12 protein-coding genes are annotated in these 13,167 nt (G+C 61.8%); 6 read left to right on the plus strand and 6 right to left on the minus strand.

Annotated features, from left to right (window positions below; all coding sequences use genetic code 11):
• A partial coding sequence (locus O1W68_RS20725) for a hypothetical protein (protein WP_269306795.1) occupies positions 1 to 205 on the plus strand: 205 nt, incomplete at its 5' end.
• A 153-nt stretch (positions 206 to 358) separates the two neighbouring features.
• Here the strand turns inward: O1W68_RS20725 and O1W68_RS20730 are convergent.
• A complete protein-coding gene (locus O1W68_RS20730; protein WP_269306796.1) occupies positions 359 to 1,936 on the minus strand; it encodes an adenylate/guanylate cyclase domain-containing protein in 1,578 nt (525 codons plus the stop codon).
• Between the two features lie 42 nt (positions 1,937 to 1,978).
• Between O1W68_RS20730 and nucS the strand changes: the two genes are divergently transcribed.
• Together nucS and O1W68_RS20740 are read left to right on the plus strand one after the other, a co-directional pair.
• Positions 1,979 to 2,650, plus strand: a complete 672-nt coding sequence (nucS, locus tag O1W68_RS20735; RefSeq protein WP_269306798.1) for an endonuclease NucS — start codon at positions 1,979 to 1,981, stop codon at positions 2,648 to 2,650.
• Between the two features lie 47 nt (positions 2,651 to 2,697).
• The gene (locus O1W68_RS20740; RefSeq protein ID WP_084345097.1) at positions 2,698 to 3,015 is read left to right on the plus strand and encodes an ATP/GTP-binding protein; all 318 of its coding nucleotides are present in this window, start codon (positions 2,698 to 2,700) and stop codon (positions 3,013 to 3,015) included.
• A 15-nt stretch (positions 3,016 to 3,030) separates the two neighbouring features.
• On the opposite strand, the gene O1W68_RS20745 is transcribed toward O1W68_RS20740, so the two are convergent.
• On the minus strand, positions 3,031 to 3,966 hold the full coding sequence (locus O1W68_RS20745; RefSeq protein ID WP_269306801.1) for a hypothetical protein: 936 nt from the start codon (positions 3,964 to 3,966) through the stop codon (positions 3,031 to 3,033).
• 45 nt (positions 3,967 to 4,011) lie between these two features.
• Positions 4,012 to 4,491: a methylmalonyl-CoA epimerase gene (gene mce / locus O1W68_RS20750; protein ID WP_269306803.1), complete on the minus strand. Its 480-nt coding sequence runs from the start codon at positions 4,489 to 4,491 to the stop codon at positions 4,012 to 4,014.
• A 95-nt stretch (positions 4,492 to 4,586) separates the two neighbouring features.
• Here mce and O1W68_RS20755 point away from each other — a divergent pair, with 95 nt between their 5' ends.
• From O1W68_RS20755 to O1W68_RS20765, 3 genes are all read left to right on the plus strand, one after another.
• Positions 4,587 to 5,777, plus strand: a complete 1,191-nt coding sequence (locus O1W68_RS20755) for an acetyl-CoA C-acetyltransferase (RefSeq protein WP_269306805.1) — start codon at positions 4,587 to 4,589, stop codon at positions 5,775 to 5,777.
• Between the two features lie 103 nt (positions 5,778 to 5,880).
• Positions 5,881 to 6,249, plus strand: a complete 369-nt coding sequence (locus O1W68_RS20760; protein ID WP_269306807.1) for a DUF3817 domain-containing protein — start codon at positions 5,881 to 5,883, stop codon at positions 6,247 to 6,249.
• A gap of 112 nt (positions 6,250 to 6,361) precedes the next feature.
• Positions 6,362 to 7,255, plus strand: a complete 894-nt coding sequence (locus O1W68_RS20765) for a tetratricopeptide repeat protein (RefSeq protein WP_269306847.1) — start codon at positions 6,362 to 6,364, stop codon at positions 7,253 to 7,255.
• Positions 7,256 to 7,273: 18 nt separating this feature from the next.
• Here O1W68_RS20765 and O1W68_RS20770 read toward each other — a convergent pair whose 3' ends face one another.
• From O1W68_RS20770 to O1W68_RS20780, 3 genes are read right to left on the minus strand one after another with little or no spacing between them, the layout of a single operon-like run.
• A complete protein-coding gene (locus O1W68_RS20770) occupies positions 7,274 to 8,728 on the minus strand; it encodes a metallopeptidase (protein WP_269306809.1) in 1,455 nt (484 codons plus the stop codon).
• A complete protein-coding gene (gene glgB, locus O1W68_RS20775; protein WP_269306810.1) occupies positions 8,729 to 10,933 on the minus strand; it encodes a 1,4-alpha-glucan branching protein GlgB in 2,205 nt (734 codons plus the stop codon). It lies immediately after the preceding gene.
• Positions 10,934 to 10,944: 11 nt separating this feature from the next.
• Positions 10,945 to 12,954: a maltotransferase domain-containing protein gene (locus O1W68_RS20780; RefSeq protein ID WP_269306812.1), complete on the minus strand. Its 2,010-nt coding sequence runs from the start codon at positions 12,952 to 12,954 to the stop codon at positions 10,945 to 10,947.
• Between the last annotated feature and the right edge of the window lie 213 nt (positions 12,955 to 13,167).

Raw genomic sequence — 13,167 nt, forward strand, 5'->3', positions numbered from 1 at the left:
TAGGACACCGCCGAACATATTTTGCAGTGAAGCCCCCAACCGTCAGGTTGGGGGCTTTTCTGTGTTCATCCCCCCTTTTTTTTCTTTTGCTGCCGCCCGCTGCAGCGAAAGCGTCGGTGCATTCACATGGGTGCTTGATCGTCGCTTCGATGGCGTCGTCGCCACTGTCGCTTCGATGGCGCTTCCACGCTATTTGATCGTATGAATGGACCATTCAAACGATCAGTGGGGACGTCATCGGACCGCTCGTCCGGATCCACACTGTCGCTTCGATGGCGCTTCCGCGCTATTTGATCGTATGAATGGACCATTCAAGCGATAAGTGGAGCGGCGGAGCAACACTCACACTCACAGCTGCCTACGAGCCTTGACCCGACTCGGCCGCTTGCTTCGGGCTGGCGAGGACGGTGTGAACGGACCGGCCACGCAGTGTCACGCTGTCGCCGAGCTCCCAGAGCGACGCTTCTGCCTCAGTGGCGTTGTCGACTGTTGCCTGCGATGCAAGGATCGCACTAGGAGCGTTTTTGGCGAGTTCGGACAATCTGGCAGCTTCGTTGACCGGGTCACCGATCACTGTGTATTCGAAGCGTGATTTGGCTCCGACGTTGCCGGCGACGGCGCGGCCGGATGCAACGCCAACTGCTGCACTGCATTCGGGGACTTCGTCGAGTAATCGGGTACTGATTTTTCGGGCCGCCGCTAGCGCAGAACCGCAGTGGTCGGGCAGTTCGCCGGGTGCACCGAAGATTGCGAGGGCGGCGTCGCCCTCGAATTTGTTGATGAAGCCACCGTGTTCGTCGACCTCGTCGACGACGACCGCGAAGAAGCGATTGAGAAGGTCGACGACCTCTTTTGGGGGACTGGATGCGGCAAGCTCCGTCGAGCCGACCAGGTCTATGAAGAACACCGCGATGTCGCGCTCTTCACCTCCGAGCTCCGAGGTTTTGCTGAGAGCAGCCTCGGCGACTTCCTGTCCGACGTGGCGTCCGAAGAGGTCGCGAATTTTCTCACGCTCGCGGACTCCGTCTGCCATTCTGTTGAACCCGCTTTGTAGCTCGCCTAACTCGGTTCCGTCGTATACAGCCAGATGGACGTCGAGGTTGCCGCGTTCGACTTCTGCCATCCCGGATCTGACATTGCTGATGGGTGCGGTCGTGGCGAATCCTCCGAGAAGGGTCAGGAAGAATCCGAAGATCAGGGTGATTCCACCCAGTGCCAGAATTGCGACGGCCATCTGACCCGATTCGGTGTAGTACGGGCGGATGAAACTGAAGATAGCGATGATCATCAGCCCCGCTACTGGCACACCGGTTCCGAGGATCCAGGACAGGATCGATCGGCCCATCACTCCGGCGATCCGGATCCGGCGTGGATCGCCTGCTTCGAGTGCGCGGGCGGCGGCGGGGCGCAATGCGAATTCGCTCAACAGGTAGCTGAAAGCGCAGACAACGGTTCCGCCTGCGCCGATAGTGAATGCCACCTTGGGAATCGACTGAGGATCGATGATGCCGTCGATGGTGGTGATCAGAACCAGCCCGACGGTCCACAGGAGTATCTGCAGTCGGGTCAGCTGCCACGGCATCGACAACGTGTTGACCTGTTCTCGGCGTGTCGGCGGACGGTCCTCGACGGCCCAACGGAGATCTCGAAGTGCTCTCGTCGTTCCCCAGAGCACTCCGACGACGAATGCCAGGAAGACGTACACCGGAACGACTATGAAGTTGACCCACCAATATTTCTCGACGACGAGAACATCCGGCCCTGGTACGACGACACTGACCAATGTGACGACGATGACGGCGCCGATCAGATTGGCTCCGAGCAGGAACGTAGTGAGGAGCAGTTGAACACGTATACGACGGCGACGGGGTGATTCGGATATGTCGCCGAGTAGGCGGGATCCGAGAGGCGCGACGGATCGTCTCGGTTGCGGCATGGTGGTCATAGAGTAGCGGGCGTGCTGGCTTAGGGTGGTCGAGTGCGTCTCGTAATTGCTCGTTGCCAAGTGGACTATGTCGGCCGCCTCACTGCCCATCTTCCCCCCGCTCGTCGGCTTCTTCTGGTGAAGTCCGATGGCTCGGTGAGTGTGCATGCGGACGATCGCGCGTACAAACCGTTGAACTGGATGAGCCCGCCGTGTTGGATGACCGAGACGACCGAGGGCGAGACGATCAAGTGGGTCGTGACGAACAAGGCCGGCGAGGAACTTCGAATCACGATCGACGAGGTCGAGCTCGACTCGAGTCATGAACTGGGTATCGATCCGGGCTTGGTGAAAGACGGGGTCGAGTCTCACCTTCAGGAGTTGCTCGCCGAGCATGTCGAGACACTCGGTACCGGCTACACGCTTGTGCGCCGCGAATACATGACGGCTATCGGTCCAGTTGATCTTCTTTGCCGGAATGCTGACGGTGGAACCGTAGCTGTGGAGATCAAGCGTCGTGGTGAGATCGATGGGGTCGAGCAGTTGACACGCTATCTGGAGCTGTTGAATCGGGATCCGGTGCTGTCACCGGTGAGTGGAGTGTTCGCGGCGCAGGTGATCAAGCCGCAAGCCAAAACGCTGGCAGTCGACCGTGGAATCCGATGCGTGACGCTCGACTACGACGTGCTGCGCGGTACCGAAAGCACCGAGTTCCGCCTGTTCTGATTCGTATGCCGTCGCAGTTGCTCGGGCGTTTCTCTTACACTCGTACTGTGCCTCGACGGAACCACGACCGCAAAGCGGTCCGCAAGAAAGCAGCAGGATCTCCGGATTCGCTCCTCGGCGGCGCCCGGGTAGAGGGCGGACCGGCCGGATGGTCCGATGAAGAATTCACTTTTCGGACGGTGCCCGGGAACAGAGCTACGAAGACGTATCGTTGTCCAGGCTGCGATCATGAGGTGAGGCCGGGAGTCGCGCACGTGGTGGCGTGGCCGTCGGACGATCTGGGCGGCCCGGAGGACCGACGGCATTGGCACACAGGGTGTTGGTCTGGACGGGGAACGAGAGGCCTGACCAGGCGCTGGTCGTAGCCAGCGCCCGGTGAATCAAGATGACGTGGAAGCCTTTTCCTTGCCTAGATCGACCACATCGTCCTTGGCCTTCGGGGAAGCGGCGGGCTCGGCTGCGTCGAGCAATTCGCTCTCCCGGTTGACCGACGCGAGCATTGCGGGCACGGAGTCGAGTTGGCCACGAATACCGAGTAGCTGGGCGAGCACTCGGCTGCGCAGCACTCGGAGTTCCTCGGCCAGTTCCTTCGAGTGCGCGATCCGTCGTTCGGCCTGTTCGGTCGCGGCCTGAAGTCGGCGAGTCGATTCCTTCGTGGCCTCTTCGATGCGGTGTGCAGCGTCGGCTTTGCTCGATGCTTCGAGGTCTTCGAGAGCCGCGAGGATCTTGGTGCGGCGATCGGCCATGGTGATCTCGAAGTCCTCTTGAACCTTGGCGCGCTTGGCCTCGGATTCGGCGGCGAGCTGATCGCGCTCGGACTGCGCTGCCTCCACCACGCGAGCCGCCTCGGTGCGCGCCTGAGCCATCGTCTGCTCGTGCTCGGTCTCGAGCGCGGAACGACGCTCCTCCAACTCGGCGACGAGTGTTTCGTGACGACCGCGTAGACGCGCGCTCTCTTGCTCGGCGACCGAGACCATCTCTTCGGACTCGGCGTGCGCTTTGGCCCGAACTTCGGAGGCCTCGTCGGATGCCAGTCTGAGCATCCGCGAGATCCGGTCACTCATCCCCTCTGCCGTCGTAGGAGGCACCGACAGTCGGTCGATGTCCTTGCGCAGTTCGTCGATCTCGTCCCGAGCGTCGTCCAGTTGTTTGGCCAGGTCGCGGGCTTGGGCTGCAGCGGCATCGCGATCGGCGGTAGTCAGCCGAAGCTCAGCGTCGAACCGTTCGAAGTAGTTGGTGACTTCGTCGCGATCGAATCCTTTTCGGACGAGAGAGAAAGGAAGTTGCACCCCGGTGCGATCTTGCTCGTTTGCCATGGCGGTCAACTTACCTTTGCCAGGTTTTCAGGGCCATACGGTGGGTCAATGAACTGATATCTCGGATGGTTCCACCAATTCGATGAGTACGCCACCTGCATCTTTCGGGTGAATGAAATTGATACGCGAATCTGCGGTGCCGCGACGAGGTGCGTCGTAGAGCAGTCGAACCCCACGGCTGCGTAGTTCGTCGGAGATCTCCTCGATGCTGCTGACCCGGTAGGCCAGTTGTTGCAAGCCGGGTCCGCTACGGCCGATGAACTTGGCGATGGTCGACTCTTCGTTCAGCGGTGCGAGCAACTGAAGTGCGGCCGACGCCGAAGTGGCGCCGGGAAAGGACAGCATGGCCTCGCGGACGCCCTGCTCCTCGTTGACTTCTTCGTGTGTTGCCACCATTCCGAGATGTTCGGTGTACCAGGCGATGGCGACATCGAGGTCCGGCACAGCGATGCCGACGTGGTCGATAGCCGTCACCAGGTCGGATCGGAGTGGGGTACTCGTGGGAGACTGCGTGGTGGAGGTCATGCAGTCGACGTTAGCGTCAGCTGGATCGAATCGCTCACTGGGGCTGTTGTAGAGATCGACGACTCACTTTTCGTGCAATTGGTTGGAGGAACATTGTGACTACTTCTGTCATCATCGCCGGGGCTCGCACACCGGTAGGCAAGCTGTCCGGGGCGTTGAGGGATCTGTCCGGTTCGGACCTCGGCGGTATCGCGATAAAGGGTGCGCTCGAGAAGGCCGGTGTCGCCCCGGACCTCGTCGAGTACGTCATCATGGGCCAGGTTCTCACCGCAGGTGCAGGTCAGATCCCAGCTCGTCAGGCCGCTGCTGCCGCCGGTATTCCAATGGATGTTCCCGCGCTGACCATCAACAAGGTGTGCCTTTCCGGGGTCGACGCGATCGCCCTCGCTGATCAGCTGATCCGGGCGGGCGAGTTCGAGGTCGTCGTTGCCGGCGGTCAGGAGTCGATGACCCAGGCGCCGCATATGCTCGAAAAGTCTCGCGGGGGCTACAAGTACGGCGACGTGACCATGCGTGATCATCTGGCCTACGACGGCCTGTACGACATCTTCACCGATCAGGCGATGGGTGGACTTACCGAATCACGCAACGAAGGCCCCACTTCCAGCACGCGTGAGGAACAGGACGCGTTCGCGGCCGCATCTCATCAACGCGCGGCAGCGGCTTGGAAGAACGGGATCTTCGACGACGAGGTCGTTCCGGTCAGCATCCCGCAGCGCAAAGGTGACCCGATCGTGGTGTCCCAGGACGAAGGCATCCGCGCCGATACGACTACCGATACTCTCGCCAAGCTTCGCCCGGCGTTCAGTAAGACCGGCACGATCACCGCGGGCAATGCCTCGACCATCAACGACGGTGCCGCGGCCGTGATCGTCATGAGCCGTGACAAGGCCGAGAGTCTTGGGCTGAGGTGGATTGCCGAGATCGGCGCGCACGGCGTCGTCGCAGGTCCGGATTCTTCGCTGCAGAGCCAGCCCGCTCGGGCGATCGCCAAGGCGTGCGCCAAAGAAGGGATCGACCCGAAGGATCTCGATCTGATCGAGATCAACGAGGCTTTCGCTGCGGTCGGTATCGCCTCCACCCGTGAACTCGGCATCGACGATGCCAAGGTCAACGTCAATGGTGGAGCAATTGCTATCGGGCACCCCCTGGGAATGTCCGGTGCACGCATTGCGCTGCATCTCGCACTCGAGCTCGGACGCCGCGGCGGAGGAATCGGCGCGGCAGCATTGTGCGGTGGCGGCGGACAGGGCGATGCGCTGATCGTTCGGGTACCGAAGTCCTGACGTTCGGTCTGGTCTCACTTCGCGTTCGCCGCTTCTGCTGGGGCGTCGAAGTGAGACCAGACCCACTACGCTCTGTCGTAGTCGATCGGGCACAATGGGGCGCATGCTGACCTTCTTCGATCTGAGCACCACGGCCAAGAGATTCCGTTTTTTCGCAGTCCTCGAGGCGTTTACGTGGCTGGGTCTGTTGGTTGGAATGGCCTTCAAGTGGCTGCCCGCGGACGGCAATGAGATCGGTGTCAAAATCTTCGGTCCGATCCACGGCGCGGTGTTCGTGATCTACGTCCTGATCTCGATCCTGACAGCAGTCAAACTTCGCTGGGATATCAAGACCAGCGTGCTCGCGCTTCTTGCCAGCATTCCGCCGTTCGGGACCGTCGTGTTCGAGATTTGGGCCACGCGAACAGGCCGTCTCGCCGAGCTGAGCACGTCCGAACCTGCCCTGGCAAAGGGCGCAGGCACGCCCTCGTAGTTCCCACGAGTACCAGCAGTAGTGAGTCTTCACCGTTAGTGACAAACTGTAGGGCGTGACTCGTCCCGGTTCTCGCTCTTCAGCCCGTCCGCCAACTGCCGTCCCGGCATCCATCGCAGGTGCCGTCGACCTCTCTGCTCTGAAGGATCGTCCGGCGCCGCCGCCTGCTGCTGGAAACGACGACTCTTCAGCAGGTCTGGCTCCTATCGTCGATGTGACGACTGCCAACTTCGAGGCGGAGGTCCTGCAGCGGTCTTCGCAGGTCCCGGTGATCGTAGATCTCGGGTCGGCTCGATCTCCGCAGTCTGCTGCGCTGACTCGGCAACTGGGCCAGCTGGCGCTCGAGGCGGGCGGGGCCTGGGTGCATGCGCGGGTGGATGTCGACAGCAACCCTCAGATCGCGCAAGCCTTCGGCGTCAAGGCCATTCCTACGGTCATCGCGGTAGCAGCTGGACAGCCGCTCGCTGATTTCGAAGGCTCGCAGCCCGATGAGCAGCTGCGGAAATGGCTCGAGGCTGTCGAGCAGGCGACGGCGGGCAAGCTCACCGGCCCGCTCAACGCGGGCGACGACGCCGGTGAGGATGAACCCGAGCCGGAGGATCCTCGATTCGTCGCGGCCGAGGAGGCAATCGACGAGGGTGACTTCGTTGCTGCTGAAGCTGCGTATCAGGCGATCATCGACGCCGAGCCGTCGAACACGGAGGCGCTTGCTGCGCTTCGTCAGGTGCGCTTTCTCGCACGAGTCCAACACGTCGATGTCGACGCCGTGGAACGCGCAGACGCTACGCCGTCCGATGTGACGGCTCAGATCGAAGCTGCTGACGTCGAGCTGTCTCAGCAGAAACCAGAAGCTGCGTTCGCCCGACTCATTGCCGGCATCAAGAAGACGGCAGGTGACGAGCGCACGCAACTGCGGACGCGCCTACTCGAACTTTTCGAGCTGTTCGATGCTGCGGATCCGATCGTGGTGGCTGCACGTCGAAAGCTGGCTTCTGCCCTGTACTGATGTTGGGCACCGTGCTGGTCAGCGGTAGCGGGTGTTGCACTGCTCGCGTCCGCCCAGCACTCCCGACCGGAATGCATCGACGCGAGAGAAGCCGCTGGGAAGCGTCACTCCATCGATGTCGCTGGCGGTCAATCCGTCGCTCAGCAGGCCGGAGACGGCCTCATCGAGGTCGCCAGGGGAGAGCCACACTTCCAACTCCGAAGTGCTGGTTCTGTTCTCGGCACTGAGGCCTGCGGTGATGACGCCGGCCAAGCAGGCCGATCGCAACGCAGTCTGCGGGTTGTCGAGCGGTTGGCCTGCCTCGTTCTGGACGGCAAGTGTGTATCGCGAAGCGAACAGCACATATGCGCTGTAGTCGCCGGATACGTTGAGGGGAATGACGTCTCCGCGCCGTGGACGCTCGGCGGTGCCGAGCTCGGCGAGGGCGTCGACGTCCACGCCGATGGTGTTGGTCGAGGCGCAGTACGACACCGGCTCGGTCGAAGTGCCGTCCGGGCAATCGGTGTCCGACCCGTCGTAGGTGACAGTGGGTGGGTTCTGCAGTGTCAGCAGGCTTTCGAACGACCTGACGAATGCCTCCAGCGTCTCCACGGTAACCGGAAGCTCGCCGTCGTCGGCGGTGTTGCTGAACTGCTGAGGGAGATCCGCTCGGCGCGATTCGATTTCGGCTTCGTCGATCTCGGTACAGGCCGCCGCCCCGTCGGTGAAGCCGATCTGAACTGCGGTGACACGTTCGAAGGCGGTGCCGTGGACCGAATCTGGATCGTTGGGATCCACGTCGCGGACAGCGACGGTTGCGGCGAGTACGCCGTTGAGGCCGTCGGAGGTGTTAATGGTGAAATGTGCCGAATCCCCTTCGGCGACATGCCGAATAAAGGCACCAGCGAAGCAATCTGCCTGCTGCTCGGCGACGATCGTCGGGGTGTCCTCGCCGATCAGACCCGACTGATACTGCACGGCATGACCGTATTCGTGTGCGATGACCATGACGACCGACATCGGACCGAAAGCGTCGATCAATGCGGGCAACAAAATCGTTCGATCCCACCCGATGGTGTCGTCGCGAGAGCAGTACGCAGCGTTGGGAATCCCGCCGGTCCGGTCCCCGCAGAACCTGATGCCCTCGTCCTCGTCCTCGCCTGCGTCCCAGGAAATGAGTGCCGACACAGGGGTGAAGGTGCCCTTGAACAGTTCCGGATAGATCTGCGACCAGTACCGCTGGATGTCGTCGATGGCGTCAGTGGCAAGAATGTCCGAATCCGTGCCCTCGGCATTGAGAACCTCGAGCGTCGAATTCGGAGCTCCCGGACGTGGCCCGCTCGGCCCATCCGTGACCGGCAGACCAGCCACGGTGAATGGGTTGTCGTATATCGACACTGCTCGGCCGTCGACCGAGGAGCCACATCCACTCACTACCAACATCGTGATCACGGCGGTCATCCACAGTGTGTGTCGGGTACGACCGCCACTCATTCAACGCTCCAGTTTTATCCAAATCGCGCCATGGGCGGGAAGTGCCACCTCTGCAGACGACGGTCGACCATGCCACGAGTGCGATGTTGCGGTTACTTCTCCGAGATTGCCGATCCCCGAACCCCCGTAGGACTCTGCGTCCGTATTGAGGATCTCGATCCAGCGACCAGGCTCCGGTAGTCCGACACGATAGTCGCCGTGTACGACTCCGGAGAAGTTGAAGATACACGCGACTACAGATCCGTCCGCGCCATAGCGCAAGAAGCTGAGCACGTTGTTCTCGGTGTCGTTGGCATCGATCCACGAATACCCGCTGGGGGACGTGTCCAGAGTCCAGAGAGCAGAGTTCGCCCGGTAGACGGAGTTCAGATCGCTGACCAAGTTCAGTACCCCGCGGTGCAGACCGTCGTCGTTGTTGTCGTCGAGCTGGTACCAGTCGAGCCCGCGCTCCTCGGACCACTCACGGGTCTGACCGAATTCCTGGCCCATGAAGAGCAACTGCTTGCCGGGGTGCGCCCACATGTACGCGAGCAGACCGCGCATGCCCGCAGCCTTCGTGAAGTTGTCCCCAGGCATGCGTGACCACAACGTGCCTTTGCCGTGGACGACTTCGTCGTGACTGATCGGCAAGAGGTAATTCTCACTCCACGCGTACACCAACGAGAACGTGATCTCGTGATGGTGAAAGCTGCGATGAATCGGATCGCGCCCGAGGAAGTCCAGCGTGTCGTGCATCCAGCCCATGTTCCACTTCATGTTGAACCCGAGGCCACCGACACTGGTCGGACGGGTGACACCGGGCCACGCAGTGGACTCTTCGGCGACAGTGACGACGCCCCGGTGCTTCTTGTGCACTGTCGCGTTCATTTCCTGCAAAAATGACACCGCTTCGAGGTTCTCGCGGCCGCCGTAGATGTTCGGCGTCCACCCACCCTCGGGACGGGAGTAGTCGAGGTAGATCATGGATGCGACAGCGTCGACGCGCAGTCCGTCGATGTGAAACTCGTCGAGCCAGTACAGCGCGTTGGCGACGAGGAAGTTCCGCACCTCGCGCCGACCGAAGTCGAAGACCAGCGTGCCCCAGTCGAGTTGCTCCCCGCGTTGAGGATCCCCGTGCTCATAGAGCGGGCCACCGTCGAAACGGGCCAATGCCCACTCGTCCTTCGGGAAGTGAGCCGGCACCCAGTCGACGAGGACGCCGATGCCTGACTCGTGCAGGTGATCGACGAAGAAGCGGAAATCGTCGGGGCTGCCGAACCGTGAAGTCGGGGCGTAGTAGGACGTCACCTGATAGCCCCAAGACCCACCGAACGGATGCTCGGCGACCGGCAACAATTCGACGTGAGTGAACCCGGTTTCGAGCATGTACTCGGCCAGCTGCACAGCCAATTGGCGATAGTCCAAGCCAGGACGCCAGGAGGCCAAGTGCACTTCGTAGACGCTCATAGGTGCCCGAGTCGGCTCGATCTCCGCCCGTGCTGCGAGCCAATCGTCGTCGGACCATTCGAACGTGGAACCGGCGACGACCGATCCGGTGGCAGGTGGAATCTCGGTGGCGAAAGCCATCGGGTCGGCCTTGTCACGCACGACACCGTCGGAACCGTGGACGCGATACTTGTAGATGGTTCCAGGTCCGACATCAGGAACGAACAGCTCCCAGACACCGGTCGATCCGAGCGCACGCATGGGCCAACTCTGGCCCGACCACCCGTCGAAGCTTCCGACTACGGTCACGCCCGCGGCGGCCGGCGCCCATACGGCGAACGAGGTGCCGCTGACGTCGCCGTCCGGGGTGGTGTAATTCTGCTCGTGGGCACCGAGGATGTCCCACAGTCGCTCGTGCCTGCCCTCGCCGAACAGGTGCAGGTCCAGTTCTCCCAGCGTGGGGAGGAATCGGTATCCGTCGGCGGACTCCGCGGTGTATCCGCCGGGCCAGGTGACGACGAGTCGGTAGTCCATCAAATCGGTGAACGGTACGACGACGCTGAACACGCCATGCGCAACATGGGTCAACTGATGGTCGACGCCGCCGATGCGCGCGATAACCGACTCTGCGTTCGGCTTGAGCGCACGGATGGCCGTTCCGCCGGGCACTGGGTGCGCGCCGAGCACCGAGTGCGGATCGTAGTGTCTGCCTTGGGCGAGCAGTTCGAGATCATTGCTGCTCGGTGAGGCAATGTCGGTTGTCGTCGGCTTATCGGTCACGATTTTCCCACTCACTTCCGGTTGCCGCGGTATGCCAGTTCGAGCCGTGCCGGATACGGAATCGGCGGTAGCGCCAAGATGTGCGCCACTGACTTCCACGGTTCCAATCTGACGAAATTGGTCTGTCCCCAATTGAATTGCTGGCCACTGACTTCGTCGGTGACGGTGAGGCTGTCATGCCAGTCGTGTCCGAGTTCAGGCATGTCCAACCAGATGGTGCCTTCTTCCGGTCCGAACGGATCGAGGTTGATCACCACGAGTACCGAGTCGCCGGTGACCGGGTCGAACTTCGAATAGGCGATCAGCGCGTCGTTGTCGACATGATGAAAATGTATGTTGCGCAACTGTTGTAGAGCCGGGTGCGCCCGTCTGATCGAATTAAGCGTCGCCAACCACGGCTCCAAAGATTCTCCTCGGGCCAGTGCGCCCTCGAAATCTCGGGGACGGAGTTGGTACTTCTCCGAGTCGAGATACTCCTCGCTGCCCGGACGCACGGCTTGGTGCTCGTACAGTTCGTAGCCCGAGTACACACCCCACGTGGGCGACAGGGTTGCCGCCAGTGCAGCACGAAGCGCGAACATTCCGGGTCCGCCGGTCTGGAGGCTTTCGTGAAGGATGTCCGGGGTGTTGACGAACAGATTCGGCCTCGCATCGTCTGCGCGTCGGGCATGCTCCTCGGCGAACTCGGTGAGCTCCCACTTGGCAACCCGCCACGTGAAGTACGTGTAGGACTGAGTGAAGCCGCGCTTGGCCAACCCGTACATTCGCGCAGGCCTGGTGAAAGCCTCGGCGAGGAACAGCACCTCCGGATGAGACTTCTTGATCTCGGCGATGAGCCATTCCCAGAAATCCGGTGGCTTGGTATGTGGATTGTCCACTCGGAAGATTTTGACTCCCAGCGCAATCCAATGTCGAGTGACGCGCAGAACCTCGTTGTAGATGCCGCGGCGATCGTTGTCGAAGTTGATCGGATAGATGTCCTGGTACTTCTTCGGGGGATTCTCGGCGTAGGCGATCGTGCCGTCGGGAAGGACGGTGAACCACTCTGGATGGGTAGCCGCCCACGGGTGGTCCGGGGCTGCCTGGAGCGCCAAATCGATAGCGACCTCGAGGTCGAGTGCCTCGGCTGCCTCCACGAACGCCCGAAAGTCGTCTGCGGTACCGAGCTCGGGATGGATCGCGTCGTGCCCGCCGTCTTTGGATCCGATCGCCCAGGGGGAACCGACGTCGTGCGGCGCCGGGGTCAGCGTGTTGTTCGGTCCTTTCCTGTTGATCTCGCCGATCGGATGGATCGGCGGAAGGTAGACGACATCGAACCCCATGCCGGCAATGCGGGGGAGTTGTTCGATAGATGTGGCGAACGTGCCGTGACGCGGTGTTCCGTCTTCGTTCCATCCACCTGTCGACCGGGGAAAGAACTCGTACCAGGCACCGTTGAGCGCGCGGTTGCGGTCCACCCATACGTTGATGGCGGGGGAGCGCGTCACCAGTTCGCGCAGCGGGTACTGGTGTAGAAGATCTGCCACTGCCGGTGTGAATGCCGAGGCGACGCGAGCCGGAAGCTGACGGTCGGTGTCTCGCAGCGCACTGACGACGTCGACGAGAAGCGCTCGTTCCTCGCTGGGCACACCTTTGGCGGCACGCTCGAATACCCGTGCACCGATTTCCAAGTCGTTGGCCAGCTCGGTGGCGCTCTGACCCACACCCAGTTTGGCTTCGAGTGCATGCTTCCACGTCGCGACGGGATCGCTCCACGCCTCGATTCGGCAGATCCAGTAACCGGGGGTGCTCGGAGTGAAGACTGCGTCGAACGAATCGGGTTCGCTGCCCGGGGTCATGGTGATGCGCAGTGGGGTCCGAATTCCGGGGCCACGAACGGCGAGTGTTGCGGCCACCGCGTCGTGACCTTCTCGCCACACATCCGCCGAAACCGGAAATGCTTCGCCTACCACCGCTTTCACGGGGTATTTTCCGGTGCTCGTGTCTGGAAGGACATTGTCGATACCGAGTCGACCTGTCACTTCACACTCCGTTCTTCGCTCCGTTCGGCCGGTCGCATCGCGTGCGACGGCCGACTAACTGATGGTCGGCGTGCTCTCGTGAACAACCGTAGTGCAGACGGCGACGCTGTGCCTGTGTCAGCGGCCTCCATCGGCGATTTTCGGTCGTCCGTCGGTCGTTCCCCGCCGGTAGCACCGGCGAGTCCGGCCATGGACGGACAACGTGGGTAGTGT

Origin of the sequence: Rhodococcus sp. H36-A4, from assembly GCF_027158005.1 — a bacterium.
Classification (GTDB): domain Bacteria; phylum Actinomycetota; class Actinomycetes; order Mycobacteriales; family Mycobacteriaceae; genus Rhodococcoides.